This window comes from Rhodanobacter sp. MP7CTX1 (assembly GCF_014205795.1).
Lineage (GTDB): Bacteria > Pseudomonadota > Gammaproteobacteria > Xanthomonadales > Rhodanobacteraceae > Rhodanobacter.
In genome coordinates, this window is sequence record NZ_JACHCN010000005.1 from 232872 (window position 1) to 259089 (window position 26218).

Below are 26218 nucleotides of genomic sequence, written 5' to 3' on the forward strand. Positions count from 1 at the left end.
ATCTATTGGCAAGTCTGCGAATTGCTGAGGTTTGATCCGTGACACAGGCCCCGCCGCGCTGAACCTATTCGCCGCAGGTAGCGATCAATGCTACGGCACGTTCGATGTCGTTGTGCGTCGTGGGGGCGCCGACGGACAAACGTAGCGCACCCACGGTGGCGGTACGCCCCACGCAACTCCGGAACGCCTCGATGCTGAAGCTGACTTCGAGTTTGTCGAAGCAGTGTTCCACTCCTAGGGCATCGAATCCGAATGCCTTTTCGGCGGCTCCGGGATTGCAGAAGCAACCACCTCGGATGGCGACACCATGCTCGCGCGCCAGCCACTCGACACGCTCGTAGGGTAGGACACAACCATCGTTCTTCAGCACGTTGAAGGCGACGACACCGCCCCGCCGCTCCATATCCCGAGGGCCATGCAAACGCACCAGCGGCGCTCCATTGCGATGTCGCAGTTTCGCTGCCAGTGCCAGGAAATGCTGCGTATGGGACTGAATATGGGCCAGCAGGCCAGTACGCGGCATGCGGGCGAGGAAGGCAAATCCGGACTCGATGGCGGCGAGGTCGAGAAAGTTGGGGGTTCCGTCCTCGAATCCCTCGTGGCCCGTCCTGAGGGCGTGCCGCCCGTGCGCAACGGACACGAACTCCACGGTTCCGCCCGAAAACCAAGGCCTTCGAAGGCGGCCCAAGGCCGACTTTTTCGCTATCAATGCCCCGACGCCGGTCGGCAAGCCGAATAGCTTGTAGAACGAACACACGACGAAGTCTGCGGAGTGCTCCCTCAGGCTGAGCCCGCCGGATGGGCCGGCCGCTGCTGCATCGACCAGGACATCGTATCCGAGGGCCCTGGCTTCTTCGATGAGCGACAGATCGTGACGTACTCCGGAAAAGTTGGACTGCTGCGGGAAGGCGAACAAACCCCCGCCCTGTTGCTCGACGCTCGCCCGCAGGCTCGCAGATCCCTGATCGAGCCGGAGTTCCGTATCCAGTGGCAGCACGCTGACGGGCGCCTGTGCTCGCCTGGCAAACTCCCGAATGCCGTTGACAGAATTGTGGTTGTCGGCCGAAAGAATGAGTCCGCGGTGCAACGAAAATCGGTAGCTCTCGGCGACGAGCTTGATGGCTGCCGTCGCGTTGGCGGTGAAGCAGACATCATGGATGTCCGGATCGGCATCGAAGAAAGCGAGCGTCGCGGCACGGGCGGCGGCCTGCGCGGCCGCGCTATGGCGGGACGCTAGATGCTCCGAGTGGGGATTGCCGAAAATCCCGTGCGCCAGCCGGTCACCATGCGCTCGTGCCTGCGAGGCGCCGTACAGCGCGCTCGCCGCGTAATCGAGATAGGCGATGCCGGCGGTATCGAGACGCGCGAATTCGCTAGCGCGAAGAGCGGCGAAGTCGAATCCATCGGTCGCATCGGTGGGCTCCATTGCACGCCCTAACATCCACGCCTCCGTGAGCGTTGCCCAGTCTGGGCGGCACCCGCAATTTCGCCGTCCTGCGTTCCCTCGACACGGGGAGCGCCGCCGAAGTAGTGGCTCAAATCCGCGATCCGCGCCCGCTCCGCGGGCGAGGCATTCGCCGGCAGCAGCGGACTCAGGACCTCCTCGCGCCAGTCGGCGAGGCCCCCCGGCACGAACACCGCCTGGGTCACACCGAGCGAGCGCAGCATGACCCAGGCCTGGCCGGCATGCGCCCCTTCCTGGGAATAAAGGACGATGTTCTGGTCGGGGGCAAAGCGCGACTTCGCCAACTGGTCGATTGGCATGTTCTCCGCCGTCGGGATGGCGTCGTCGTGGAACTCGGCAGGCGAGCGCACGTCGATGACGCGCAGTCCCGGTCGGCGATCGCGTATCCACTCCGCAAGCTGGCGCGCGCTGACATGGTCGGAACCCTCGTCGATCGCACGGGCGATCGAATCTAGATCAAGCCCCCGCTGCTGCGTGCGAGTGGGGCTGCCTGTGAAAGGCGCCACCAGGCCCAATGCAAGCGCGCCGATGCCCAGCCCACGCACAAGTCTCATCGTGCGGCCTCCCGCTTCGCGATCCACGCCAACATCGAAACGCCGATTACCGTGACCAACGCGACCACGATCCCGTAAGGCAGGCCCGTGAGGCGTTGGAGTGTCAGCGTGCCATGTGGCGTCGACCGGTAGAAAGGTTCGATCTCGGGGAAGGCCAAGCCGACGAGCAGCACGCCAACGAAAAGCCCGAGCATCGTCGCGGCACCTTCGACGCGGCCGCTGGCCAGCGCCACACAGGATGTGCCCGGACACAGGCCGCTCAGCACGAAACCAAGTCCGAAGACCAGACCGCCGACAAGTTGCGGAAGCAGATACGTTTCGGGCACATAGAGCGCATTGGGATCAAGCATGCCCAGTCGCCCGCCCCAGAAGACACCGAGCATCGCGGTCAGCATCGCGCTCAACATCACCTTGAGAACGGTGAAATCCCGCAGGTAGAACTGGCCGGCGAGCTTTGGTGGATCGCCCAAGCCGGCGCATTCGAGTGCCCAGCCGAACGCCACGCCGATGCCTCCCGCGATTAGCAGATCGTTCATGGCCAGAGCCTGCGCAGGAGCGGCGCGGCGAGGAAGCCGGCGAGGAACAGTGCCACCATGAAGATCCAGGCGCCGACGCTGAGCAGAGCACCACCACTCAATGCGAGGCCGCTGGTGCAGCCGCGCGCCAGTGCTGCCCCGACGCCCATCAATATGCCGCCTGCGAGACCAGCGAACAGCCTGCCGCCGGACGGACGGACGGCGCGGACGAACGTCAGTCGTGTTCGTCCTGCCAGAGCAGCCGACGCGGCGGCGCCGACCAGCACGCCCATGATTTCGACGACGAGCCAGGCAGTCCACGGCGAACCGTCCTGGAGATAGCTCCGGAAGTAGGCGCTGTGCGCGGCAGTTTCCGGCGAAACTGCGGCGATGACACCACTCGCCACGCTCGCGAAAGCACCGGATGCTCCCAGCCCCTGCCCGGTCAGCGCGAAGCAGGCGAGCAGCACCAGGCCCAGGCAAACGCCGGTCGCATGAGGTTCGGCATAGGAACGGAGTGGGCGCATCGTCAGAGCTCGACCGGCAGATTGCGCATCGTCCAGTCTTCGAATGAACCGTCGTACAGCACGGCACCGATCCCCACGGCACGCGCCGCGAACAGCACCGCCGTTGCCTGCTGGCCGATGTGGCAGTAGGCGATCACCCGATCGCCCGGCTTGACGCCGGCCTTGCGAAACAAGGCCAGCAGTTCGGTTGGATTCTTCAGGGTCAGATCGTCGTTGGTGATGGCGGTGAAGGGCAGGCTGTGCGCATCGGGAATATGGCCGCGGCGGGGGTGACCATCCGCGCCGCTCTCTTCGAGGCCGTCGTAGTACATCGCGGCACGCGCATCAATGAGCACGTAATCCGGTTGCCGGGCGTGCGCGCGCACGAACCCGACATCGACGATGGTTGGCTGAAGGTTGAAGGGCGTCAGCGTTCCCGGCTGTGTGGCGGCGATGGCCCGGTCAGTCACGGCGCGGCCCTCGCGGCGCCACTTCGGCATACCGCCGTCGAGCAGGTCGGCATGCGCTCCCAGCCCGGCCGATTGCAGCGTGAACAATATCCGCGTCGCCACGGAGACCTGATCGTTTCCGAAGTACACCACGACGCGGGAACCGTCGGAGATGCCGAGGCGCTGCAGTCGCTGGCGCAGTTCCGACGCTGTCGGCATTTCCAGCGAAAGCTCGCCCGACGTGGCGGCGACGTCGGCAAGACGGACGAAACGCGCGCCGGGAATGTGCGCGGACTTGTACTGCGACTCTTCGCCGACCTGCAGCAGCACGAGGTTCGGGTCGTGCAGGTGACTTTCCAGCCACGCTGTGGATACCCATGGCTCGGCTTGCGCTGTGGCCTGGGCATTCGTGCGGTACGGCATCGTCGCGGACCCGACGAGGATCCCAAACGCAACGGCCGCCTTCGCCAGAATCTTGATCTGCATGGTTTCTCCCGATGTCGTGTGTGCGACAGATATAGGACACGCGGGAGCGCAGCGGGATGGGCATGCGACGGAACCGGTCGGCAATGTGACGAAACGGTTCATGCGCGGATGGTTCGTGTGCGTGATCGCGCGTGCTTTGCTAACGTGTCACGCATGGATTTTCCCAACGACGACTTGCATGCCCGACTGCCGCGAAGCGTGTTGTCGGATCTCGGCAGCTGGACGCTCTACCAGAGCTTTCGCACCTTCACCTGGTCCTGGTTGCTGCGCCGGGGAATCGTGTTGTGGCCGCTGGCGGTCCTCGCCGGTTGCACGTATGCCACCTGGCACGCGTCGGGGATGGATGCATGGGGGGACTGGCCGGGGCTCGCGCTCCGGGCTTGCCTCGCGTCGCTGATCGCAGTCTCGACGGGCCCCTTGCTCGCCACATTGATTCGGCACTGGCATCTGCCGCTGGTGTTGGAGCGCGCGCTGGTACTGTTGGCTATCCTGTTCGGGCTCTGGATCGGCGTCATCGCCCTGGACTGGGCGGGCACCTATCACGCACATCTCATGCAGGCCTATGCCGGGCGCCCCATGGGACCCAACCTGCTCGGCCAAGCCGTTTCAAACTTTCTCGCTGCCACCATCAACGCGTCCGTCTTTGTACTGATCGTCGCGGGCGGAGGCTTCTCAGCAATCTATTATCTCGGCGAACAGCGACGCCTTGCCCAGTACGCAGCGGGTCGCCAGATCGAAAGCCTGCGCGCGGAACGAAACGCAGCCGACATGCGATTGGCCATCCTGCAGGCGCAGGTCGAACCCCATTTCCTCTTCAATACGCTGGCTTCGGTACGGTCACTGATCGCCAGCGAACCCGAGCGCGCTGCAAGAACCATCGACGCGCTTGCGGCGTATCTGCGCGTCGCGTTGCCACGCATCCGCACAACCGGCATCGAGGAAGCCACACTCGGTCGCCAGATCGATCTCTGCCTGGGCTATCTCGAGATCATGAATGTCCGTACGGCCGGCCGCATCGAGGTTCACGTCGATGCTAGCGACGATGTCCGGGCGCTGCCGTTCCCCCCATTGATCCTGCTAACGCTGGTAGAGAACGCGATGACCCACGGCATCGAGCCGAAGCCGGGCCTCGGCGTGATCGCGATCATCGCCGGCACCGCGGATGGATTCCTGAGCGTGAGCGTCGAGGACGATGGCCGGGGATTGCAGCCCGGCACCACGCCCGGCCTGGGCCTCGCGAATGTTCGCGCCCAGCTCCACGATCGTTTCGGAACGCGCGCGCGTTTCGACATCGCATCACGAGCCGCAGGCGGAGTGACCGCACGCATCCACATTCCGCTCACGGTCCCATGACCGCACCCATAACGGCCCTCATCGCCGAAGACGAGGAACCGCAGCGAACGGAGCTGCGCGGCATGCTGGCAACCCTGTGGCCGGAACTGATCGTCGTCGCGGAATGCGATGATGGCATCAGCGCGCTTGATGCGTGGACATCGAAGAAACCGGACGTTGCCTTCCTCGACATCCGCATGCCGGGACTTGGTGGCCTCGAGGTGGCACAACAGGCAGGAAGTCCAGCCCAGGTCGTCTTCATCACCGCTCACGACGAATTCGCGGTGAAGGCCTTCGACGCTGGCGCCATCGACTACCTACTGAAACCGATCCGCACCGATCGCCTCACCGAGACGGTGGCACGTTTGCGCAGCCGCCAGCCCGCAACGCAAGTCGATCTGACGGCATTGATCGACGGCCTCGCCGGCCGGCTGACGCGAGCGGAGACGATCACCTGGATCACTGCCAGCATCGGCGATACCGTCCGGATGATTCCCATAGAAGACGTCGTTTTTTTCCAGTCCGAGGAAAAATACACCCGCGTAGCGACCGCCAACGATGCCGCATTCATCCGGACGCCGCTGAAGGATCTGATGCTCAAGCTCGATCCGGAAGTGTTCTGGAGGGTTCATCGCAATGCCATCGTTCGCGTGTCGGCGATCCGGCAGGTCAAGCCGGACGGGGATGGTCGCTTGCTGGTCTGGCTACATGGCATTGCCGAGCCGCTTCGCGTGAGCGACGCGTTCCGCCATCGTTTCCGCGCCATGTGATGTGGAATGCAGAACTGTGATCGGCAGTCCGCTGGATTGGTGGTTGGATGGCGATGTCGACCCCACTGGAGCAGCAAACACCGCGCCAGGGGCTTGCGCCTGAAAGTCCCGAGCAATGCTGTTCTCGCATAGGGTCTGCACGGTATGGCGTCCCACCCACGCTCCGGGCCTCTTGCCCGTGAGCAGGGCAAAGAGGCCTGGTTGACGTCGCAGCGTCAGTCGGTTCTGTGGGTGACTAGTTCTCCCTTTGAGTTCTCAATGGTTTCAATCTTGTCCCAGAGAGGCTGCGGTGTGGAGCCGTAGTCCCAGTACCAGTGCGTGTGCAACGGTGGGCCTTGCGGAGGCCCTCCTCCTCCGCTGGCGCCCCAGTAGCCGGCGAAGGTGGTAACTAGCGCGACATCGGGTGGGGTTATGAGATTTGTGACGCCTCGAATACTGACCTGATGATCGATGACGAGATCAGTGGGTGCGCTGCCGAAGTAGGAATATTGACCGCTGCCGTTATGCTTGTTCGCTCCGTAGTACGCCCAATCGGCTGTGGGCCAGAACTCGTGGCCGCCCCATTCGACGTATACGACGGGGTGCTGATAGGAGACGGTGCCTGTACCTTGGGGAATAGCCCCAGCCCGGCCCAGCTTAGGAATTCCTTGGGCGGCTAGCTGGACTACGGAGTTCTGCGCGGCGCCGACTTCGATCGCCATGCCGAGTCCGTTGCTTGGATACAACACGCCTGCCACGGTGACGGGAAACTCGATCTTTACGCCTGAACCGGGTCCGAGGAATTCTTCTGCGAAGTAGACGTCGCCTTTGACGTTCGGGAGCCGAGTCGGAACGGTGATCTTCGTCGCAGGGGCAACCACAGTGCCCATGTCAAAGCCAACTTGTATGCCGTGCAGGTAGTGATAGACGGCGAGGATGGCTTTGTCTGGGCGTGGTGACGCCCACCAACCTGCGTCGACGTAGAGTTGTACTGAACACCAATCACCGCTGTGATCTGTTTCTGAATCGACGCCTGCCTGCGCCGGGCCTTCGTAGTCGTGGCTGTAACCGAAAAATTGCCAGTATTCGATTTTGACGATCTGTGCCGCGCAGGCTTTCGAGACGGTGCAGCCATAGCGCGAGGCGAGCCGTTGTGGGAGGTTGTCGGTGTCTGGCGGACGCTTGTCGTCGGCGATGGTCGTAGCGAAGCTGATCGGATCGATGAGTGTGACGTGACCATACAGGCCGACGTTTGGACTCTGCTTCATAACGGTGCCCCAGTCGGCACCGCTTTCAGCTGCAGATGACGGGGAGACGTAGAGTGCCACCGGCATCATTGGCTGCGCAGCTGTGATCGTGCCGGCCAGGGGATTGGATGCGGGCGAGGGATCCAGTATGACCTGTGGGTTCGAGGCGAGAGCCGAGTTCGGCTGCCTGAAGTTACCGGTGAGGCTAGAGCCTTTTACGTACGGTAAGACATCACTCGGCCGGTATAACTCATCGCTGGAGTGATCGTAGGAGAACAGCAGGAGTGGAGCGTAGTCCGTCATAAGTTGACGGCGGACGGCGGCGGTGAGTCCATTGTCCAAGCGGCTGGTGTGAGCCATTACAGTCCAGCTGACGTTACCACTTGCGGCAATCGATACGGGGGACGATTCACCGTGCCCCGTGGATGGGACGGTTTCTGTCGGCTGCTGGCCGAACTCGGTTGGCTTGAGCTTGGGCGCAGTGGATGTAGGAAATGCGGCACCATGTGTGTCAAGAAGTACCACGCTGAACTGATTGATTCCGGGGACGGGGTCGAATGTAAACGTCCCGCTTTCGGGCGGGGGCGGCTGCGCTTGCGCACCGTTGCTGGAGTTCAAGGGCGTAAGGGGATAGCCATTCAGATAGTAGACGATGGCGCCGCTTAGCTGCACTTTCGCGTTGTTGACTAGCTTCCAGGAGATGCTGATGGGCACGCCGGCCGTCGGCGTACCTGAAGTCTTTGTAATGATGATATTGGCAGGTACGGGTAAGGGCGCTGCCAGAGCCGGCGCGCTGAGTAGTTTTAGCGCTAGGACTATGGCGAGTGCCAAGAGGATTCCAACGCGACTGCAGACGTGTCGGAGGGGGATCCGGGGGGGAGACAAACCTAATGATCGAAGTGACATATAGCCTCCTCGCAAGGTCATGCCGCAGAACCCGCTTGGGTACTATATGCCGGCATTCATCATTGGCAGCGATCCGGATCCGAAAACCCGGACCCTTCTTTTGCAGCTGCCTCCTCCCGTCGCCCCAGAGAACCCGGATCGTTCGCACATCCTGAAGGCTGTGCAACCATCAAATTCATTTTCAGAACAACGCGGCTCTTGTAGCGTTTGCGACCGATGAGGGGACAAAAAAAGGCTCAGGTGATTCGGGGCCTTTCACTTCTTGGCAGTGAAGTTACATTTTCAGCCTTGCACTTTCAGCAACCGATTGTGGAATTCAGCCATTGCGTCTGCGTCAACTTTCTCGATGCCGTATTCCGCCATGGGATCGACTCTTTCGGTCAAGCCGACGCAGCTCTTTGGATCACCAATCAACCAGTCGCCATCAATTACCACGACGTAGACTAGAAGATCGCTACTTTGCTCCTGGATCACGAAAATCTTGCGCGGGTACACACACTCCGCCAAGGAAGCGTTTCGATGTGGGGAAGTCAATCAAGTGAGAAGGAAATCGGATTTCGCATTTCCTCGAACCAACTCGCGCGACCGACCCTCATGCATCGCTCCCGGCAGCGAGCCAGGTTCCCTACCAACAATCGATCTGTTTTCGAATAGTTCGTCGCTCTCGACCAGTATCTGTATCGTCGCCATCGGCGTTCCACAATGGACATTTGGTCGGTGAACGTTTTACTTGAAATTGCGGGTCCTGGTAACTGTAAAAAATTACAGCTCCCGCGATGCTCGATGTCCTCTCCAAGGGGCGCAAGGCACCCCCATGGTCGTCGACCGATTCTACGAAAGCGTCTATCTCCACGACTTGCAGCAGCGACCACTGGTTCCCGGCGAGCGCGAGCAGAGCGTCGAGATCATGTTCACGCCGCAGACTGGTCAATATCTCTTCGTTGCCTGTCTCTGGACGTACGTCGAACCTGCCGGCGACGATCCTGGCTTCTACACATTTGCGGCGATCACCGATGATCCGCCGCTGGAAGTCGTTGAGGCGGGCCATGACCGGTGTCCCATTCCGATCAAGGAGGAGAACATCGACGCTTGGCTAAATCCAGATCCCGGCAACCTGGCCGCCGAGTATGCGATTCTCGATGATCGCGTGCGGCCGTTTTACGAACACCAGCTCGCCAAGCAGGATGCCTAATGCTTCCCGATCGCGACCACCTGAAGCGAATGCTGGCCAGCGTGGACGCTGCGATCGCCAGCGCGGTGAGATGCCCACCGGATGAAGACGACTTCCACACAACGCTGCGTACGCTCGTTCGACTGTTGATGCCTGAAGCGAGCGAGGCAGACCGCGACTGGGTGAAGGGTCAACTCGAAGAGATGCTAGCGCGTCATGATCTGAAGGACTTCGAGCTGTGATTCCGGTGCTACGAGCCACGCCGCATGAACGGGTGATGGTGCGATGGACGCGCGCGATCGGTTATGGCCAGCCGATCGATCGATGGTTCGCAAGCGTGTGCCAGCCGCGAGAGACAGAGGGATTTGCTCAGATCGAACGCGTCGACGGCGAGTGGTGGTTGATCGTGTTTCCCCCTTGGTCAGCGCAAAGGCGACCAGGGCTCAGGACCAAGAAGGTGCGCTACGTGCACCCCAAGACCGCAAAAAAACATTTGGAGGCCTGGGCACGCGTGAACTGGCCGATGCTCGAGCGCCTGGTGTCCCTGCGCGCGGATGAGAAGGCGCCGATGCCCAGTGAGGCTGGTAAGCCCGCGACGTAGCCTGATGTGTGCATGCATCGACCCGATGCACGCGCGGGTGCCTGCCATCGGGTATCCACGACATCTGCGCCGCGGAAACATTTAGCTACATTGAGGGTGACGGCAACGGCGGCGCGCGCAGTGCGCCCCTGTCCCCGATTCAAGCGGCTTACTAGCCTGCCCGGCCCGGACGAAGTTAAGTTTTGTTAGGTTCCATGTAGATCGTCACTCGATACATCAATGCTAATAAGCTGAACGACATGCACCCTGAGACCGCTTGCGCTGTTCAAGAATCCCCACGATGATGCATCAAAGCACTGCAGGAAGGGGAATTCGTGACCCCATCCCCAAATACGTAGCGCCTTAAAGTAGAGCTATCGGTAGTTTGGGAGTCTTGCAAAAGGCCTTCGCGAACTGAGCTGGGGGGATATCTGCCAGCGATGAATGTGGGCGGAAATCATTATAGTCCGCCCTCCAAGATTCAATCTTTTCCTTGGCATCTGCAAGTGTCAAAAACCAGTGCGTGTTCAGACATTCGTCGCGAAACGAGCCATTGAAAGACTCGATGAAAGGGTTGTCCGTTGGCTTGCCAGGGCGAGAGTAGTCGAGCGTGATGCCGTGCTCGTACGCATAGCGGTCCAATGCCATCGAGATAAATTCAGGACCGTTGTCGACCTGTATACGACACGGCAGGTCGCGACATTGCCGCAGGCCTTCCAGCGCGGTCACCACGTCCTCGCCGCGCAGACTGGGAGCGACGTCGATAGCCAGGCATTCTCGTGTGAAGTTGTCGACGATCGTCAGTGCGCGAAAGCGGCGACTGTCGAACAGTGCATCGGAAACAAAGTCCATGCTCCATAACTGGTTGGGCCCCGTCAGCACGGGCCGATCAAGCCGTGTCGCTGCCGCTTTACGCCGGCGGGGTCTCTTGGAACGCAGGCTAAGCCCTGCTTGCACGTAAATTCGATGTACCCGTTTGTGATTCACAGCCCATCCCTCGCGACGAAGCAAGATGTGTATGCGGCGCGCTCCGTAGCGAACGCGAACCTCAGCGATCTCGCGCATTCGTGTGAGTAGCGGAGCGTCGAGAAGCAGACGAGTGTGTCGGTAGTACCAACACGTCAACGACAGCCGCATGAGCGAACACGAGCCACGAATGCTTATGCCGTAGGTGTGCTGAAGCTTGCCGGCCAGCGCTTTGCGCTGGGCCGGCCTCAGAGCTTTTTTTGCAGAACATCCTGCAACATGGCTTTATCTAGGCTGAGATCCGCGACCAGCTGTTTAAGCTTCCGATTTTCCTCATCCAGCTGCCGGAGGCGTCGGAGCTCGGACACGCCGAGGCCACCGCACTTCTTCTTCCAGTTGAAATAGGTCGCTTCACAGATACCCATTTTTCGGCAAACGTCAGCGACACTCGTACCGCTCTCGGCTTGGCGCAGGGCAAAGGCAATCTGTTCTTCGGTGTACTTGGTTTTCTTCATGGCAAAACAGTCTCCTCGGGAGGGGCGGTTTTACCGAAAAACTCTACTTCCAAACGCTACAACTGGCAGGGAGGAGGTCAGCCGCGGAGGTGTGCGACCCCAGTTGGCAAACTTCACGAAAAACTCGCCAAATAGATTCCAACAGGCGCATCGTGTGTGCGAAGAAGGCAGCTGGTGAAACAATAAAGATTCCAACAACTTACCTGGCAAGCCAGCGGTTGATTCGGTAGCGCTCGTTGCCGCAGGTTGACGTTATTAACATCATTTTGCACGATAACGTTGGCAATGTTATCGCGCTTCTGGGCCCGCCCGCGCTGATCGGAACGCAAGCTGCTACCCCACCCGTGTCACCGCCAAATCGCCAGCGAACACTGCACACCGTTACACCTCGCCACGCGAACGTCGCTGCCCCACATTGGCTCACCGAGGTGTTTGGCAGCAGCACCCACCGACCTCCCGTCTGTACCAACGATGGTCCCCCAGCCGGCCTGCTTATAGGGCGCAAGGCTTGATGGGTGACCGTGGCTGTTGCTCCGCCCCGCCGAGTAAACCGCGGCGCCCCCTTGCATACGGTCGGGTGCTGGCACATTGCTTGGCGCCTTGCGCGCGAGTAGACCACCGTGGTGCGCAACGACGAGAGTCTTCAGGCCCTGCTCTTGGTACCGAGCCACGACAGAGGGATCAATGAACTTGTAGCCGGCATCGCCAGGTAGCAGCGAGAGCCGTCCGTCGGCGGACTCGAGCAACAACACGAGCCCGCTGTCGTTGTGCTCTACCCCTGAGGCGCGTCCAAGGCTAATACAGCCCGTACTCACGGTCGGTAACCCGCTCGGCCATATTATGAGTCGGCCGCCGCCGGCGACGATTCTGGCTTGGAGCTGTTTACTTTTTGCACCAACCTGCTGGTCCGGGGCAATCCACGTTTGCCTAAGTGCGGCGCGCACTTCGGCTTCCGTCCCGTAGATTGCTCCAGCGTAGTGATCACGGTGCCAGTGGGACAGAATGATCGGTGGGGATTGGGTGAAACACCACCGAACACCGTCGGCAGGCCACGTGTGTTGGTTGCCCGACTCCCCGCCGCCAATGTCGAAATATAGCAATGGCCAACGAGCGCCTGATGGATTCAGACATGCTGCTGCGCCCTGGCCCACATCGAGCACTGCCACTTCAAGATCAGACCGGCCAGCTCGGTCCAGAACTTGCGCGATAAGATCGGCGGTCGCGGTCTCTCCGACGGGCTGCAGCAGTGCCGCCCGGACGTCGCCAGGTAACTCCTGTCGGCCCTGCACTTGGTACGTCGCGCCTTCCGCGTCCCCAAGGTCCCGCAACAGACTGATGGCAGGACCCGCACCAGCCCCACGACTCAAGGCGAAGGTCCGCTGCGCACCCTCGAGTTCGTCGACCGTGCCAACGCCCCAGAGATCCAACACATCCGGGATCTGAGCCACCTGGTACGCGTACGAGCAGGCTAGTCCCCCGAAGAAGTCAACTTGCTCTCGCCCAGAGCGGCCCGCCAACGACCAGTCGGCGGCGCTCTCGGCAACCTCGATGCGCAATGTCGCCTGTTGGTTGGCGATCGACACGTCGGATACGAAGGCATGGACATCTAGCGCCTTCCTTTCCTCCCAGAACGGTGCGCCGAAGATCGCGCGGTACCCTGTTGTAATAACCGGCATGCCTGGTCAGTCCTCAGTTGGTCGGTGGACAGTCTGTCCACGGCACGCGACGCGCGCAACATGCCTGGCGATTGGGAGGCCCACATCACACCAAATTCCCGGCACAAAAAAGCGCCCGGGATGCCCGGGCGCTTCGCTACTTCTGTCAGACGCTCTTCAGCGCGAACTCACCGAAATGACCCCTTCTTTGCTAACTACACTCTTTAAGATTAAGAGATTCCACCTTCCAGATCGCATCTTTGAAGAACTCGGGACAGGGAGTCAAAGCCTGACGACTTAAACAACTCTTCTCTCAGCGCGGCGCATGTCCGCCGTCTCGGCTCCGTGAAAGGGGGCATTCCTCAAATGGGCAATCCATTGCCGTCAGTGTTTAGAGACTGGGTAGAGAACTTCCCCAAGTATGCCGAAAGCGTGCCGTCTTGTAGCAGAGCGAAGACCGCGCCATCTTGCCAGATACCGTCCAAGGACTGTTTGTCTCCCGGTGGATCGCCTTGATTGCAGTGGACATCGTGCACACCATTTCCGCTCGTATAGGGCGCGCCGAAGGCGTACAACTTGGTCGAATTGCCAAGCAAGCTCACCAGTGCATTGCCAGCCTCGTCCCCTGTCACATTCGTCCAAGTCTGGAGGTTGGAGCGAAAAATTGCGTCGAAGATTACAAAAAATACTGAGAGACAGCCAAGGGGCCTCTGGAGAATTGGGCTTCGAGCATAGTCAATCGCGCCGGACATCGCGTTCGAGGCAAGATGATGATACCCATCAGGCAGGCTCGATATTGCGGTAAAGAGGGAGCTATCAAGTTTATTGAACACTTGGTACTGGAACAGCCCATTAGGCTCGTTAACATCGACCGCAGCTTGATACACGCTCTTTGCCGCATTGATATTCAGGTCGACGTGCAGCCACTGCCCCTGATTCTTCGTGTAGTTCTGATAGGTCCCGATTACAACCCCATAGCTCGGTAACATAGGCACCTCCACAACTAAGTCTTTTCATCGTCCGCGCGGGCCGCCGCCTCCACACCAGTCACGACAAGCTGGACGAGGGTACGCAAACCCCACCCATGCGCCATTTAGCTGTCTGCGCCCTGTTTTTAGTGACCGCAATATCCGTTTTGGACGGAAAGCAGATGCTTCTTTCCCTAGCCTAACCCAGGATTTATGTCAGCCATACAGTTCGCCCAACAGTTGAGCTTAAAGTCACCGACGGAACAGCTTCGAACGGCGAGAAACATCAGTTTATGCACCTCCGTCATATAGCCAATTCACCGAGCATTATCCTCCGTTCTGGAATGTCGGCAATGGAGAGGGCATCCCATACTGAGGTAACTGTAACTTTTTACAGTTACCGTGATGCCGAATATCGAGTAAGACGTGGATCGGCAAAAGTTTCGCCGCGGAACGTCATGTTCCGCGTGATTGTTTGTCGTGGGGAATCGTGGGCGCAGTTCGGAATAGCGACGCGAGCTTTTTTCGGAAGTGTCGTTGCGTGCCCCAACTAGCCCACTTGATAGGCATCGTTTTAACCATGCAGGAGAGCCCCATGGTTTCAGCAAAGCGAAATTGGTTCCTAGTCTGCGCCACTTGTCTTCTGCTCGGAGGATGCTGCGAGCAGCCGACGCGACCGCCGCCCCAAGTACACATTGAAGACGTGCTCAATGCGGCGAGACAACAGTTCAACGACATCCAGACCTACGAGATTGGCGCGCCTGCCTCAGCTGGATCTGCTGGCATGTCATGTCCTGTGCACCTAGTTACGCAGCCTGCGACCATTACGATTACCCTCAAAGTAACCGGTTCAAATGAGGTAAAGGCGGTAGTGGGGCCCAGCATCGGGGTCGCGAGCCTCGACTACACTTATGACTACAACCGAGGCGACACCAATCAATTGGGGATCACGTGGCAGGCCAAGCCAATCAAGGTTGACTCGCCACTCTCGGGCACTTGGTCGACTTTCACAAAAAAAGGAGGCAGCGGCACTTGGACCGCAACCAATACTGGAGTCCTACCTACTTCGCCTGGAAAGGAGCTCCCGCCTGATCCGGGTATCTCCGGCGTGCATGACCTCAACTCGGCGTTGGTCCATGCACTTCGCGCGATGTTAGATTCAAGTCACGCTCCTCCCTGCGTCTACCCGACGGCCTTAGAGATCCATCAAGGATTTGAAGTTCAAGCGTCGAGTCAACTTGACCCATCTTTCAAATCAATCATTTGGAATGCGAATGTGTCTCTGGCAAACAAGTCTGACGCCGTCCAAGACTTTGATTTGAAAGTTCCTTTTACTTCCGATTCCGAGTTACTCCGATATCAATAGAGCAAAATATTACTAAGCTCTGCTAATTGTGGGCTACACAAGATTTGCTCTGAAGCTCACGCCAAAAAGCAACTACGGGACAGGACATGCGCAGACGATCGTTGCCTCTGTGATGAGGCTGGATCCTGCACAGAGGTTGCTAACATCATGACCAAGCTCCCAACTGTAGCCATTGGACTCATGTGCAGCTCAATTGCGGCCGCTATGCCACTTGGCAACTGCGATTCTCTTTTTAAGGGCAGAGAGGTATCGGTGACGCTTCAGGAATATATCATCTCAGCAAGGTCGCTTTCACCGCATGCCCTTTCCAGTACGAAGTCGATGCTGGTGACCTTCGGTAGCGCTCAACTATCCCGCGTAACTCCGCTCTTTCCTCAGCTTGAGCCCTTTGGGGAAACCCAAGAGTGGTTTGGTGTAGCAAGGTTCAGCAAGGCTTTCGGAATCTATGGCGTGTCAAAGATCGAAGCACGAATGACCATTCACTCGATAGGAGGCATGTTTGTGAAGGTCGACCTGGAAGACACAAGGCTCACCAGAGGTGGCCAGCCACGCCCCAGAACTGGCTTTCTGAGTGAACACTTTAATGGCAGCTGCGACAACTTGGCAGTGAGCGCCGATGCCGGAAACCTTGCATGGAGATTAAACATCTCTCCGCCAACAGCAGACCCTTAGAACTGAGAACGTTTTGCGAGTTCCCCGATCGATGTGAACACACCCGCGGACTGTCGAGTTTGTGTCCGCAGCAGCGGCAAGACTGGGCCTGATCTCCGATGCAAACGGACCACTATCCAGTCCGACCTAACGCTTATTGTGCACGGCTAGGCAACCTTCCGGCCGCGCGCACGAAGCCTGGTGACTGACCTTCAATCTTATGCCTCAAGTTTGCGACTAAGGGGACGATTCCATCATTGCACTTTCCTGATTCCCGCTCGCGGAGGCCTGCAATGACGGCTATAGCCCTACTAGACATCGACAATGACCCACATCTTGTCGCAGATACACTTTTGTCAGCGCAGGGGAAAGACCCAAAATCCCCGAGACGGGTCTGGTTGCCCGCATTGGGGCACGTTCCTTCGGAATATGCATCTCCAGAAGGGTGTTGGCATATATCCAGGCTTGGACGGAAGACTTTCTTCCTACCCAACAACGCCGGGATTCTAGCCTTCGCAGGAGATTGCCACGCAGCATTCGAATTTTGGGCTGAGCTATCTGCAAAGTTTCTGGCGAGGGTTGCTTACGAGCCTTCCTTTCGAATCGACAATGCATTTGTCGACCAAGCAGTTCATCAGACAGGCCCATCCAGGGCTTCGTTCTCTCTGCTCGGCATGTTCATCGACGCCACAGGAAGAAGGACCGCGTACACCCACAATCAACACATACGTATATCAACGAAAAATTTCGGGACTTGCTACGTAAGCGGGTCGGGCACCCATCTTGTCGCGAAGGTCATCAAAGACTCTGATGCTGCGCTCAGCTTGAATGGAGGCTGGCGTTCAACCTATTCGACATCTGCCACCGAAGACCTCGCTGAGCACATCAGTTCAGGCATGCTTTACCTAGACAGCGATAGCCGAAATGGCACTGTATCCAATTCACCTCTTTCGCACTTCAGTGGTGGATTCTATGAGTGGTACGGAGTCGGATCCGCCGGGATTCGCTCGATGTCACCCAGAGTCGACATCAATGTCCAGTTTCACAACGATCGCGTCACCATCACACGCGCCTACTATATCGAGCAGTTGGAAAAGCGCCACGAGGGGCTAAGTCACAGTGACGCTAGGGAGTTTCCGATCTGCGTCATGAACCTTCTTCTTGAGCCATACGAAATAGATGTGAGCGATTTGCGTGAGTCCGGCTGTGCGATCAAGCTCTCAAACATTCACGGCGTTCTCGCTCCATCGACACTGCGTAGCTACGACGCTCCAGAGAGCGACCGCGTGCATCTAGCAGGCCCCATCTACCCCGAGATGCTTCAGGAGCTGTTCTCCCGAAAGCACCCTGTGCATCGCGTGAGGGTAATAGCGATTGTGGGTGGGCGAAGTAAAGCTAGGCGCTTTACTACTCACGAGCACGGAGCGCCGGATGCCACCCTGCATTTTCAGGGCGGCATTTTGTCACTTTGGTTGAGCGCGCGGACGCTATCGACCATTGCTCATCGCCCACTCCATCTTCCTGCTTGATGGCGAGGAACAGTTCCATTGGGAATGATCTGAAACTGCATCTTCGCTTCCTTCTTCTGGTTGTCGCACCAAGCCTACGTGTCTTCGTCTTTCGGCTTGTCCGCTGTGGATTTGACAACGTGCATGGATCCGCCAACGGCACCTACCGTCAGCCCACCACTACCGACTGACTTAACCACCACGGAACTCACTACGGACCGGGTGACCTGACGCTCGTAGTCTCGTACGTAAATGCCAGATCGTACGTGTTCAGATACTTGCTGCGTCACTTTTACCTTGCTGGTGCTTGCGACCCAGTTCGTTTGAAATACGCTACGCACGCCTTCGATAATGGCGCAGAGCGACAGGATGATTAGGCCAATCGATCCACCTAGGAGCGCTAAGCGCGCCAAAGCCTCCTTGAGCGGCGAGGCGGAAATGACCCAAGAATGGATGGCAGCAATGCCAAGGAATCCAACATCAAGGAGCGACACAGCCCCTTCGTATTTGTCCCCCAAGCTGGGTCCCACCACTAGCAAGGGACGGAGGATGGCAAACACTTGGGGACCTAAAGCCGTGCCCCACGCCATTGGAAATAGGAGAACAAATGCCACGCCACTCAGCAGCGCCGAAGGTATTAGCGAGACGATCGATTGAACCGTGGCAACAACGTTGTAGAGAACCCAGAGCAGCAAAAGTATTCCCAAGATCGGAAGGATCGCGGTCATCCCCATCAGCACCAGTGAAATGACCAGGGACCCTAGGATCTCGTCGTACAATTTCTCGGAAATGATGTAGTACACGAGGTAAACGAAGGCCACCACAGTTACGATGCACAGGAAGGCCAGAAAGTCAGAAACTCCTTGGCCACCGATTCGATGACGCAGTAAATCAATCAGCGCCCAGACCAAAAAGCACGTGCCAGCGCGAAGCACCCTTAGACCAAACATCCACCACTCCCCTGAAATAAAAGAAAGTCCCGTCACCAATTTGGCGATTGCGCCGTCATCATCAACCTCGGCTTCTCAACATGAACTAGGAAGAAAAGGCGGCACGCGACTTTTAGCGCAAACCAGAAAGAACTAAACCTTCAACGCGAAGTAACGATAGCGGCCGCTCGGCCCGCATGATGGCGACCGCATTCTGATCCGTCCCGGATGTCCCTCGGTCACGGCCCCTACGGGCTTGATGACAGTAGATCATGCGCGCAACTAAAACGCTCACCTCCTTCAGCCGCGCCACCTCAACAAAGGAATGTCGATGCACCTGCCAAATGAGAGGATCCACCGCGAAATGTATTCGGAGGACGCGTCTCTATGGTTCACCCTGGCCAACGATGGGGCCGCGGAAGCGATCCTTCTTAAGGCGCCTACTACGGCCATCAAGGCGATCATGCAAGGCTGCGAGCTGCACATAGTGGTGCGCCGGGTAGGCGATCACGTGTGCTGGGGCGCGCGAATCTTCGATGTGCCAGAGAGAGCGCTGACGATCTCGGGCGTCATCCGCCACCACGACGAACATCAGGCGCTGGACCGGGTTCTTGCAAAAGGCTCTGCGCCACTGTTTCTTTACAATGAGATGGAGTTTTGCGTGGCGTGGACAGATGCGAGTTTTGATTTGTCCGACGCAGCGGCGGTTCGCGGAATGCTCCAAGGACATCCCGCGCCGGCGGTTGGTCCTTTCGACAAGCCTACCTCGCTTGCCCTTGATGACTTTGACCGCATCCTCAACGGAGAATTGGGGGAAGGTGAGGTTGCGGCGGGATCCGCCGGCGAATTGAAGGTTACTGTCGGAGCCTGGACGGCGGCGAAAATCGCAGTCACCGGCGTCAATGACCACAAGCACATCGACATCAGCAATGTGGACGAAGGATCTGTCCTTGAGGCACTGACCTGGTCAGCGCTCGAGTCGGTTTTTCCGCTGACGCTGCACCATAGTCCCGTCGTCACTGAGGGACTGAAGGACCGGGAGCTCATTGATGTCGTCTCTACGCACGAGTACGGCAGCTTCCTCATCGAGGCGAAGGATCTTTCAGTGCTTAGGGCAAAGCCCCAGAGATCCCATGAGAGGCGCATATCCACGCTAAAATCCCATATCGGAAAGGCATTCGGGCAGCTCCGGGGCGCGGCGAAGGCCGTAATGCAGGGAACGCAAGTCCGCACCCGCGACGGCCAGGTCATCGCACTGAACCTCGGCCACCCTCTCCACTGCATTGTCTTGGTCACAGAGTTCATCGAGGATGCCGAATGGGATGACGAATTCGCTGAACTTTGCCAATTGGCTGCTGAGCTTGAATGCTTCGTTCATGTTCTCGACTTTCGTGAACTCGTGACGCTCCTGAAGATTGGTCGAGGTAGTGCGTCGCGCCTTGATTACATGCTGATGGAACGCGCGAAGGTGTGTGTCGGGCATGGGGCGCTGCATGTGAGGAGCCGGCTCCGGGCAGCCGAGATGACATAGGCGATGAGGGTGTCTTCGAGCCCGGGCTGGCCGTCTGCGGTCGGTGCGCAACCAGCCGCAGCCCGCAGCAGCTTCATGGGTCCAGGGAGCCTGCCGGAAGTCGATGCAGCACCAACTCGTTCAAATTGAAACCGTATCGGGAAGCGGCTCAACGGGGAGGCGGTGGTTGGTATCTCGACGAGCGCACGCCACTGTTGCCTGAACGGGCAAAGGAGAGACCGCCCTCGTAAACATTGGCCTTAACGGTGTAGCGAGATAGCCAGGGTCAGTGGATTTCTATCGCAAACCCTGCGCCGTGGGGCCTAATTGGTGTGGCTGCTGACGTGCTTTAATCGTCTGCTGAAGTTCGTATCGTATCCACCTCGAAGTCGTCATCATCATCTTCATGCTCGGTGTCGCTCATCTCGAGAAAGGCCGCCAGCTGGTGCGTGGTCGGCTCGTCGAAATGATTGGCACGCGAAAGCGCCTGAATTTCGGCGCCTTTGGAGTAGAAGACCCGCGTATATGTATGACGACCGCCAAACCCTTCGCCCTGCGGCTTTCCATAGGCGTTCTTTTCGCCTGCTACCGCCCAGATTGCGACCAGCCCTTCACGCGCCAGCAAGTCGAGAAAGGCAGCCCGCTCGATCAACGCCGCGCTTCGGCCGGCGCGAGCGACGGAAGGATCCATGAACACAACTTCGTCGGCGTCGTTGCGATATTCGATCGAACGGCCATCGGAAAGTCGGAGTCCGAGCGCCTTCATTAACCACCCAGCGGGCAGGTTTAGGTTGATGGTCCGTTCGATCGAATAGTCGTATCCGCCTGTTTCGGCCATGTACTCAGCGGTTGGTGGACGCACGGGTATTCCCGGCGTGTCCCAAAGCAGCCCGCGCGGCCGCCAATTGACGATCCACCCGTCTGTCTCCTCCGGGTCTGGCCATGCCCAAGGATGCTCGCCCAAATGCATGTGGAATCCGCCACCGGCCGCGATTGGCATGGCGTGATGCTCTATCATCTGAAGTCCGCCCAGCAGCGATAGCAGCGAGTCGCGATCGGTTGCACGAACAACTACGCATCCGACCCTGCGCCACGCGTCACATCGCGCGTGTTCGGGGCCACCCCGCCAGTTCTCGAAGCCAGTCAGCACCAGCCATCGTTGCCCGTCGTCGCCGTTAGTGACTTCGACATTCTCCACGCCGTCGAGGATCGCATCGCTCGAATGAAGCCAGGCCAGCGTTTCCGCGGGAGATTGCGCTTCGAGCTTAGGGCTCGGCGCAATCCAGAAACTTGCCTCATTGAATTGCCGCCAACCATCGTCCTCGGTACGCTCGCGCAGCATCGACGGGTCTATGTTGCGCAGTCGCTCGGGGCCGTCTTCCCGCTCGTCCAGAAGCGGCTCGAGATTGTCGCCCATCCGTGCCACCAACTCGTATAGCGCCAGCCACTGGTACTTTTTCCCGATACGTTCGATACCGTGGTCGGTACGGCCGCTGCGCAGACCGCGGTCAAACTCACCATGCAGTGTCTGCGACCAGCCGAGGTCATGCGCACGCCACGCGACCCATCGCCGTGCCCAAGCCAGATTGAACTCGGCCGGACCCCGCCGCGCCATCGACTGATACATGCCGTCGTCGCGCCAATATTCAGCGCGGGCGCGCCAGTCTTCGAAGATTTCCGATCCAACCACCTCACCAAAGACATCCTTCGCTACCTGCAGTTTGTCCTTTGCCTCGCCGTATATCGGCCGGGCGCCATGGATAGCGGCTACGGCGGCGACCAACGTATCGTATGCTTCCAGCGCTTCGACCGAGGCGACATTGGTGAAATCCGCATACCATGCGTTTCGCAAGTCCGCGTAAGTTGGCAATGGCTGGGTCCCCCGTAGGGCCGGGCTCCACTTTTGAACGGCGTAGTCGAGCACGTAGCGCGCGAAGTCGCCGTCGTCGCATGAACTCGCGATTTCGTCGGGGTAGAGCGCGCCGTCGTTTCCATACATGCGCGTGAACGTAGCGACCGTATCGTCCGAAACATATTCGATCGGCCAAGGGCTCGCATATGGCGGCTGCGTGCTCGAAATGTCGAACTCGGCGGGCAGCACGCCGCGCATCGCCGCACAACGGATAAGGCCAGCGGCGTGATCGCGCAGCAGGACGTTAGTGGGCGGCGCGCCCGCGGCGAAGAGCGTCGAGCGCAGCATCTGCGAGGCGGCATGCAAGTCAGCGTCGCTCCAGCGTCCCTGCAGCGCTGCGCCATACAGCGCGGCGGCGATCCGTTCGGTCACGTATCCATCATCGATGGTGCTGAAGTGGAGCCAAATTTTCTGCGCGAGCGCCGGCCGATCAGCCAATAGCGTAACCAGCGCCTTGGTGGCCTTATCGCGTAGCACGCGGTTAGTCGAGGTGAGGAACCAGGCAAGCTGGATTGCGGTCAGCTCCGCCCGCTGCAGTGGGACCGCTGCCTGGTCCGCCGAGCGGACCCAGTCGATCAATAGAGAAGGCTCTTCGCGCTTGCGCGCGAGGTACGTCGACCAAACAGCATCCCGCTCGGGCATGCCCAAACCGCGAAGCTCAGCGTCTAGATGACGGACATTAAACGGGTGATTGGGCTCGGTCGCGAGCGCGATCAACGTGCCGTATCGCAGGTCGCTACCGCCGACCTCGTTGACTAGCTCCCAGGTGCGCTCGCCGATCGCCTCGATGCGGCGTGTCTGCAGACTTTCTCTAAAAGCGCGCTCGATCGGAACGTCAGACGGAACTCCCGACAAGTCGGGAAGTTCCAAGCCAAAGCGCTCGGGCAATTGAATTGCAAGCGCCTCCAGCAGGCCAAATAAAATTTGGCTGTCGTCCATATAGAGTGCGGCGTGCAGGGGCGTTTCGGGTATGCACAACCCGCTGGGATCGTGCGAAAAGCTGCGGTCAATCAGATTCTGTGCGATCGCATGATCCCCGATCCGCTCGAAGGTGAAGCGGACCGCCTGCACGGTCTCGCCGTACATGGGCTCGGTCGCCAGTAGACCTTCGCTTTCCAGCTGAAATAGCAGGTCGTGCACAAGTTCGGGACCATCGTGGATTGCGCGGACTATTTCATCGGCGCGCTCGTAAGGAATCTCGGCGCGCCCGGTGTCCGCCATCTCGCCCGCCAGCGCGGCAAGCGCGTTATGTGCGAGCCGGCGGTTTGGCGCGACGCCCATTTCGCGATGAACCTTGCGCACAACGGCGTCCGAGTAGGCCCGAAAGATATCGGTAACGCTGCCCAATCCCCGCGCGAGGAGTGCCTCACCCTCGATCTCAAGAGCGTCGCAGTAAATGCGCAGAAACAAGGGGGTCCGGAGCTCGTCAGCTTGGAGGGGTGCTTCGGGCAAAGTGACGCCGCGTTGCTTTAGGTAGCTGCGCACCGCACCAATCGAAAAGCCGCGATGCTCGATTCTCGGCAGCTTCGTCGCGTCGAGCGATTGGGGGATGACGACCTCGAGATAGGTAGTACGGCAGGAAAGAACGACAGCAATCCACGGAAACTGCTCGGTGTCGTGGAGCACCTCCGCCAGGCGATCCGGCCAGATCGTCTGGCCGTTCTTCTCGTTGAGGGCGTCTATGGCGATCAAAATGCACACGCGCGCCGCCTCTCCCGCTGCATTGAGCGCACCCAAGAACTGCTTAATCTGCAGATGCCGCGGCAAATCGAGGTCGTTCAGAATTTGGCCCCAGGGCTCCGCATCAGCGAGCTTGCCGCCGAGTACCATCAGAGCCGGCCTGTCGCGCGCCAGTTGGTAGGCACAGGCGTCGGCGAGAAGATGCGACTTACCGCTACCCGCATCTCCGGAAATCAGCAATGACTTGGCGCCGAGCAGATCCCAGTGCGGCTGCCGCAACCTGCCAAGAACTTCGCGCAACCGGCCAAGCAGGTTCGAAACGACGCGCGAGTTGCCGCTCGGCTCGCGAGTTCCGTCAGCTTCGCGCAAAATTCCGTGCCAGTTAAGTGCTGCTGTCGCTGCTATCTCAACGGCACGACGCAGCGTCTCGGCTCGGAGCGGCATCGGGCTCGCTGCGGCGGCTCTTAATGCCTGCGCCGCAGTTGCGCAAGCCTGTCGGGTGCCCATGTCGTCTGAGACGTTGGCGGGAACAGCCTCCGCAATCGCATTGGCAAATTGGCCCAACTCTTCGAAAAACGCCGGCTCCAGCGTTGTCGCCAGAATCGCGCGCCGGATCGGAAGATCTACATGTGTTTCCGGATCGTATCGGTTGCCCAGGGCCGCCTTCGTCCGTTCGAACGCGGCCTCGAACCACGCTGGTGTCAGAAGTTCGCAGTCGAACCAGAACGCGATCCGACCTGCCGCGCGCGGTTTGTCGGTCGTGAGCCTCTGCTTGAGCTCGTGCGCCCCCCAGCGCTCAATCTCGATCGTGCGACCTTCGCCGGCCGCCTTGTCTGTCCATTTCTGACACCACTCGTTCCACTTGGTCAGCGCGGACGCCGTTTTTTTCTTGCGAGCGTCGGCTAAATCGAATGGAAAACACGCTACGAAGCGCGTCATGTTCGGGTGCTTCGCGAGCGCGATGTCAAGAGATCCGTCTAACGAGCGCAACATGCTGTCGACGTCCCAGTAGTATTTGACCTGCCAGCCGGTCTCCGAGCCGTCCCTCAGTGTCTCGAAACATTCGGCGCCCGCGTCGCCGCCGCGACCCTTGCGGTCGAATCCCACCCGATTTACCGAAGGCTCGTCGGACGCCAGCTGGCAACACAGTTCCTCGAATGCGTCCGCTTGCGAACCATGGAGACGGATGTTTTTGAAGTCGATGTTTGGTAGGGACATTGCCTGGCTTTTCGACTCTAGTGAACGTTCAATTTAAGGCAACGAGAAGGAAGCGCAACCAATTCCGTCCTGCATTTGGCGTAAATTTTGTCCGTACCTGCCAGAACTCCTTGATAAAGATCAAGGCAAAAATGGACAGTGAAATGGTCTTTCGGTCTCTCCTGGTAGGCCCGGCACCGAGCCGGGCCTGGCTGTCGCACGCGACACCGCCCTCCCTACCGATGACCCATGAGCATTCGGTGCAGGCCTTTTGATACTTCGTAAACGGGAACACCCACTCATTTACCCCGCGCTAGTCTTCCACCGCTGGTGAAAACAGCACGGTATTTCTCGTCGGTGAGTAGAGGGCGCCTTGCCGTGCGGCAAGTTCGAGTTGTTCTCGTTCCCAACCGGATTTGGAGAGCTGTGCGATGACATCGGGGGTGAGCGCTACTGCATCTTCCTGACCGAACACATCCCCGATTTTGCGTGCGATCGGTCTCAATGCCTCCAAAAACGGACGCAGCTGATCTAGCGGAAACCCGGCGATGGCTCGCGAACCAATTTCCGGGTGCTCGGTTTCGACGACGAAAAATTGCCCGCGCAGTTCGAAAGTTCCGTCCCACATGATTTCGATGCGCGACGGGAGATCCCGGACCTGTGGGGACTGGCGCTTGCCTCGCCAGACCAAACAGACGGCCCGGTCATGTAGGGGTTCGAGCATCCACGCATCGCCAATGCCCGTTGAGAACAATACAAAAGGCTGGGTCCTCGTTGCTTCTGGGCCCGTGCGAACGATCCGCACTTCGCCGGCTAACTCGGCTATAACGATCGCTTCGATCTCGGCGATGATTCCCCGAACGGACACGGTTTTCTCGGTCTCGTCCAGACACTGGATGACATGGTTCCAATGGTCATAGCCCGCACTCTGAGCAATACGATCGAGTAGCGCAACATGGGACCCGGCACCCTCACGCTGAAGGCGCTTAGCTTGCTTCTTAAGGGTTTTGACTTTGGATGGGTAGGTCGGGATGAACTTCATGACTGACTCCTTCTGCGGGCAAACGCCAGGTGCTCACTGCCCAGATTCGCCACAGGGAGGGAATCAGACGAAGTCAGGATGTATATCGTCCCGCGAGGGTTTGCCAGGGTGAGCAGCAGGCGCCGATCCCGCCTGAACGAAATATACCAAAGCAACGCCTAATGTCTATGGTGCTGAGCACACGGAGGGGCCCTATTTGATCGACAGCTCGTCCAATTCGGGGTCCGCCGCGTACCGTTAGTCGAAGCCGGGGGGAGATAGATGAAGTTTGATGATCTTCAAAAGGCCGCAGTTGGCAACTGCTTGGTTCGCATCCGTAGCGTGCACGTTGAGCTTTCGGGCGTCGCAGGTCGGATTGG

Annotated in this window: 22 protein-coding genes; 9 read left to right on the forward strand and 13 right to left on the reverse strand. The window is 59.2% G+C overall.

The features are described 5' to 3' along the window. Positions 1-64 precede the first annotated feature (64 nt). From HDE77_RS09180 to HDE77_RS09200, 5 genes are read right to left on the reverse strand one after another with little or no spacing between them, the layout of a single operon-like run. Positions 65-1426: an aminotransferase class V-fold PLP-dependent enzyme gene (locus HDE77_RS09180; protein ID WP_184416930.1), complete on the reverse strand. Its 1362-nt coding sequence runs from the start codon at positions 1424-1426 to the stop codon at positions 65-67. An 8-nt stretch (positions 1427-1434) separates the two neighbouring features. Further along, positions 1435-2019 carry a rhodanese-like domain-containing protein gene (locus HDE77_RS09185; protein ID WP_184416931.1) on the reverse strand — a complete coding sequence of 195 codons (585 nt, stop codon included), beginning with the start codon at positions 2017-2019 and terminating at the stop codon, positions 1435-1437. Then, positions 2016-2555, reverse strand: a complete 540-nt coding sequence (locus HDE77_RS09190) for a YeeE/YedE thiosulfate transporter family protein (RefSeq protein WP_184416933.1) — start codon at positions 2553-2555, stop codon at positions 2016-2018. The genes HDE77_RS09185 and HDE77_RS09190 overlap by 4 nt, the downstream gene beginning before the upstream one ends. Further along, a complete protein-coding gene (locus HDE77_RS09195; RefSeq protein ID WP_184416935.1) occupies positions 2552-3061 on the reverse strand; it encodes a YeeE/YedE thiosulfate transporter family protein in 510 nt (169 codons plus the stop codon). The genes HDE77_RS09190 and HDE77_RS09195 overlap by 4 nt, the downstream gene beginning before the upstream one ends. A 2-nt stretch (positions 3062-3063) precedes the next feature. Continuing rightward, positions 3064-4077: a rhodanese-like domain-containing protein gene (locus HDE77_RS09200; RefSeq protein WP_184416937.1), complete on the reverse strand. Its 1014-nt coding sequence runs from the start codon at positions 4075-4077 to the stop codon at positions 3064-3066. 51 nt (positions 4078-4128) lie between these two features. On the opposite strand from HDE77_RS09200, the gene HDE77_RS09205 reads away from it, so the two are divergent. Together HDE77_RS09205 and HDE77_RS09210 are read left to right on the forward strand one after the other, a co-directional pair. Next, entirely contained in the window at positions 4129-5328 is a 1200-nt protein-coding gene (locus HDE77_RS09205; RefSeq protein WP_184416939.1) for a histidine kinase, read from the forward strand. Then, positions 5325-6077, forward strand: coding sequence for a LytTR family DNA-binding domain-containing protein (locus HDE77_RS09210; RefSeq protein WP_184416941.1), 753 nt, complete (start codon positions 5325-5327; stop codon positions 6075-6077). Before HDE77_RS09205 ends, HDE77_RS09210 begins: the two co-directional genes overlap by 4 nt. Before the next feature lie 215 nt (positions 6078-6292). On the opposite strand, the gene HDE77_RS09215 is transcribed toward HDE77_RS09210, so the two are convergent. Beyond that, complete coding sequence (locus HDE77_RS09215) at positions 6293-8134, reverse strand: hypothetical protein (RefSeq protein WP_184416943.1); 1842 nt, start codon at positions 8132-8134, stop codon at positions 6293-6295. Between the two features lie 357 nt (positions 8135-8491). Continuing rightward, positions 8492-8704: a hypothetical protein gene (locus tag HDE77_RS09220; protein WP_184416945.1), complete on the reverse strand. Its 213-nt coding sequence runs from the start codon at positions 8702-8704 to the stop codon at positions 8492-8494. 319 nt (positions 8705-9023) lie between these two features. Between HDE77_RS09220 and HDE77_RS09225 the strand changes: the two genes are divergently transcribed. Genes HDE77_RS09225 through HDE77_RS09235 form a run of 3 tightly spaced genes read left to right on the forward strand, consistent with a single transcriptional unit; the run spans position 9024 to position 9981 of the window. After that, positions 9024-9401 carry an SOS response-associated peptidase family protein gene (locus HDE77_RS09225; RefSeq protein WP_184416947.1) on the forward strand — a complete coding sequence of 126 codons (378 nt, stop codon included), beginning with the start codon at positions 9024-9026 and terminating at the stop codon, positions 9399-9401. Further along, positions 9401-9622 carry a hypothetical protein gene (locus HDE77_RS09230; protein ID WP_184416949.1) on the forward strand — a complete coding sequence of 74 codons (222 nt, stop codon included), beginning with the start codon at positions 9401-9403 and terminating at the stop codon, positions 9620-9622. The genes HDE77_RS09225 and HDE77_RS09230 overlap by 1 nt, the downstream gene beginning before the upstream one ends. Next, a complete protein-coding gene (locus tag HDE77_RS09235) occupies positions 9619-9981 on the forward strand; it encodes a hypothetical protein (protein ID WP_184416951.1) in 363 nt (120 codons plus the stop codon). Before HDE77_RS09230 ends, HDE77_RS09235 begins: the two co-directional genes overlap by 4 nt. Positions 9982-10323: 342 nt before the next feature. Here HDE77_RS09235 and HDE77_RS09240 read toward each other — a convergent pair. From HDE77_RS09240 to HDE77_RS09250, 3 genes are all read right to left on the reverse strand, one after another. Then, positions 10324-11441 (reverse strand): IS3 family transposase gene (locus HDE77_RS09240; RefSeq protein WP_184416953.1). Its coding sequence is split into 2 segments (ribosomal slippage): positions 10324-11189 and positions 11189-11441, totalling 1119 coding nucleotides; the frame shifts between segments, so codons are not numbered across the junction. Between the two features lie 347 nt (positions 11442-11788). Then, entirely contained in the window at positions 11789-13117 is a 1329-nt protein-coding gene (locus HDE77_RS09245; protein ID WP_184416955.1) for a hypothetical protein, read from the reverse strand. 341 nt (positions 13118-13458) lie between these two features. Then, complete coding sequence (locus HDE77_RS09250) at positions 13459-14085, reverse strand: DUF2278 family protein (protein ID WP_184416957.1); 627 nt, start codon at positions 14083-14085, stop codon at positions 13459-13461. Between the two features lie 574 nt (positions 14086-14659). Here HDE77_RS09250 and HDE77_RS09255 point away from each other — a divergent pair. From HDE77_RS09255 to HDE77_RS09265, 3 genes are all read left to right on the forward strand, one after another. Continuing rightward, positions 14660-15430, forward strand: coding sequence for a hypothetical protein (locus HDE77_RS09255; RefSeq protein WP_184416959.1), 771 nt, complete (start codon positions 14660-14662; stop codon positions 15428-15430). A gap of 147 nt (positions 15431-15577) precedes the next feature. Then, the gene (locus HDE77_RS09260) at positions 15578-16102 is read left to right on the forward strand and encodes a hypothetical protein (RefSeq protein WP_184416961.1); all 525 of its coding nucleotides are present in this window, start codon (positions 15578-15580) and stop codon (positions 16100-16102) included. A 272-nt stretch (positions 16103-16374) separates the two neighbouring features. Then, complete coding sequence (locus HDE77_RS09265) at positions 16375-17610, forward strand: hypothetical protein (protein ID WP_184416964.1); 1236 nt, start codon at positions 16375-16377, stop codon at positions 17608-17610. Positions 17611-17684: 74 nt separating this feature from the next. On the opposite strand, the gene HDE77_RS09270 is transcribed toward HDE77_RS09265, so the two are convergent. Then, positions 17685-18539, reverse strand: a complete 855-nt coding sequence (locus HDE77_RS09270) for a hypothetical protein (protein ID WP_184416966.1) — start codon at positions 18537-18539, stop codon at positions 17685-17687. A 310-nt stretch (positions 18540-18849) separates the two neighbouring features. Between HDE77_RS09270 and HDE77_RS09275 the strand changes: the two genes are divergently transcribed. Then, positions 18850-20049 carry a hypothetical protein gene (locus HDE77_RS09275; protein ID WP_184416968.1) on the forward strand — a complete coding sequence of 400 codons (1200 nt, stop codon included), beginning with the start codon at positions 18850-18852 and terminating at the stop codon, positions 20047-20049. Positions 20050-20377: 328 nt separating this feature from the next. On the opposite strand, the gene HDE77_RS09280 is transcribed toward HDE77_RS09275, so the two are convergent. Both HDE77_RS09280 and HDE77_RS09285 read right to left on the reverse strand, forming a co-directional pair. Then, positions 20378-24838: an AAA family ATPase gene (locus tag HDE77_RS09280; RefSeq protein ID WP_184416969.1), complete on the reverse strand. Its 4461-nt coding sequence runs from the start codon at positions 24836-24838 to the stop codon at positions 20378-20380. Positions 24839-25130: 292 nt separating this feature from the next. Further along, a complete protein-coding gene (locus HDE77_RS09285) occupies positions 25131-25859 on the reverse strand; it encodes a hypothetical protein (protein ID WP_184416970.1) in 729 nt (242 codons plus the stop codon). Positions 25860-26218 lie beyond the last annotated feature (359 nt).

What these genes read in the sequence shown, in the direction of transcription:
- HDE77_RS09205 (WP_184416939.1), top strand. Translation starts at nt 4,129, where the DNA reads ATGGATTTTCCCAACGACGACTTGCATGCCCGACTGCCGCGAAGCGTG.
- HDE77_RS09180 (WP_184416930.1), bottom strand. Translation starts at nt 1,426, where the DNA reads ATGGAGCCCACCGATGCGACCGATGGATTCGACTTCGCCGCTCTTCGC.
- HDE77_RS09185 (WP_184416931.1), bottom strand. Translation starts at nt 2,019, where the DNA reads ATGAGACTTGTGCGTGGGCTGGGCATCGGCGCGCTTGCATTGGGCCTG.
- HDE77_RS09195 (WP_184416935.1), bottom strand. Translation starts at nt 3,061, where the DNA reads ATGCGCCCACTCCGTTCCTATGCCGAACCTCATGCGACCGGCGTTTGC.
- HDE77_RS09250 (WP_184416957.1), bottom strand. Translation starts at nt 14,085, where the DNA reads ATGTTACCGAGCTATGGGGTTGTAATCGGGACCTATCAGAACTACACG.
- HDE77_RS09210 (WP_184416941.1), top strand. Translation starts at nt 5,325, where the DNA reads ATGACCGCACCCATAACGGCCCTCATCGCCGAAGACGAGGAACCGCAG.
- HDE77_RS09190 (WP_184416933.1), bottom strand. Translation starts at nt 2,555, where the DNA reads ATGAACGATCTGCTAATCGCGGGAGGCATCGGCGTGGCGTTCGGCTGG.
- HDE77_RS09270 (WP_184416966.1), bottom strand. Translation starts at nt 18,539, where the DNA reads ATGTTTGGTCTAAGGGTGCTTCGCGCTGGCACGTGCTTTTTGGTCTGG.
- HDE77_RS09260 (WP_184416961.1), top strand. Translation starts at nt 15,578, where the DNA reads ATGACCAAGCTCCCAACTGTAGCCATTGGACTCATGTGCAGCTCAATT.
- HDE77_RS09225 (WP_184416947.1), top strand. Translation starts at nt 9,024, where the DNA reads ATGGTCGTCGACCGATTCTACGAAAGCGTCTATCTCCACGACTTGCAG.
- HDE77_RS09245 (WP_184416955.1), bottom strand. Translation starts at nt 13,117, where the DNA reads ATGCCGGTTATTACAACAGGGTACCGCGCGATCTTCGGCGCACCGTTC.
- HDE77_RS09255 (WP_184416959.1), top strand. Translation starts at nt 14,660, where the DNA reads ATGGTTTCAGCAAAGCGAAATTGGTTCCTAGTCTGCGCCACTTGTCTT.
- HDE77_RS09265 (WP_184416964.1), top strand. Translation starts at nt 16,375, where the DNA reads ATGACGGCTATAGCCCTACTAGACATCGACAATGACCCACATCTTGTC.
- HDE77_RS09280 (WP_184416969.1), bottom strand. Translation starts at nt 24,838, where the DNA reads ATGTCCCTACCAAACATCGACTTCAAAAACATCCGTCTCCATGGTTCG.
- HDE77_RS09285 (WP_184416970.1), bottom strand. Translation starts at nt 25,859, where the DNA reads ATGAAGTTCATCCCGACCTACCCATCCAAAGTCAAAACCCTTAAGAAG.
- HDE77_RS09275 (WP_184416968.1), top strand. Translation starts at nt 18,850, where the DNA reads ATGCACCTGCCAAATGAGAGGATCCACCGCGAAATGTATTCGGAGGAC.
- HDE77_RS09230 (WP_184416949.1), top strand. Translation starts at nt 9,401, where the DNA reads ATGCTTCCCGATCGCGACCACCTGAAGCGAATGCTGGCCAGCGTGGAC.
- HDE77_RS09200 (WP_184416937.1), bottom strand. Translation starts at nt 4,077, where the DNA reads ATGAACCGTTTCGTCACATTGCCGACCGGTTCCGTCGCATGCCCATCC.